Genomic DNA, 705 nt, shown 5'->3' with positions numbered 1-705 from the left:
CCAGCCACTGGAATCCCAGACCTTGAAGCACTTCACGACTCAATAAAGGACATTGCAAATGATATACTATCAGAACTGCATAATGGCAATGAAGGAGTGAAAATATGAATAAAATAAATGTACTAAGTGTAATAATAAAACACTACAAAACAATGTCAGATCAGCGAGGCACGATTCTGGCTGGAGACATTATCATACACTTTATAGTTCCTCTTACTCTTTCGTTAGTTGTATGCTGGACATACGGAATAATGAAGCCAGCAATGGCCTCTGTCTTCGTTAACTTCGGAGCCATTACAACGGCATTGCTAATGAGTGCAGTGATAATGATTTATGATCAAAAACAGAAGACCATAGCTAAAATATCAAACATAATTGAAGAAAAAAAACCTCGAGATAATCTTATCGCATTGAACAATAACAAAATTATCTACGAACAGCTATGTCATAACGTCGCTTATGCAATACTCACTGCTATAACCTTAGTTATTTTTTCAGTTGTAATCTATTTTCTTCCCGACGATGCTTTAGATTTAAAAAAATGGTATTTTCGTGCATCTGCATACATTGTTAGCTTTTTTGCCTATTCCTCCTTTTTTATCACTGTTATAACGTTCTTAATGGTAATCAAAAGGTTTAGCACAATTTTAGATAATTGAACAACGGAACAGCCGCCCTTTCGGGCGGCCTCCTGATGATTTGAGG

Annotated in this window: 1 protein-coding gene; it reads left to right on the top strand. The window is 36.2% G+C overall.

Going from position 1 to position 705, the window contains the following annotated elements; all coding sequences use genetic code 11:
• Positions 1-104 precede the first annotated feature (104 nt).
• Positions 105-659, top strand: a complete 555-nt coding sequence (locus tag EQY_RS0120065; RefSeq protein ID WP_001033798.1) for a hypothetical protein — start codon at positions 105-107, stop codon at positions 657-659.
• The last annotated feature ends 46 nt before the right edge of the window (positions 660-705 follow it).

The sequence above is a fragment of the Escherichia sp. TW14182 genome, from assembly GCF_000208525.1.
Taxonomy (GTDB): domain Bacteria; phylum Pseudomonadota; class Gammaproteobacteria; order Enterobacterales; family Enterobacteriaceae; genus Escherichia; species Escherichia ruysiae.
This window is presented reverse-complemented; position numbering and strand designations above follow the sequence as displayed.

Coding starts and splice junctions, on each gene's coding strand:
- EQY_RS0120065 (WP_001033798.1), top strand. CDS start 105: ATGAATAAAATAAATGTACTAAGTGTAATAATAAAACACTACAAAACA.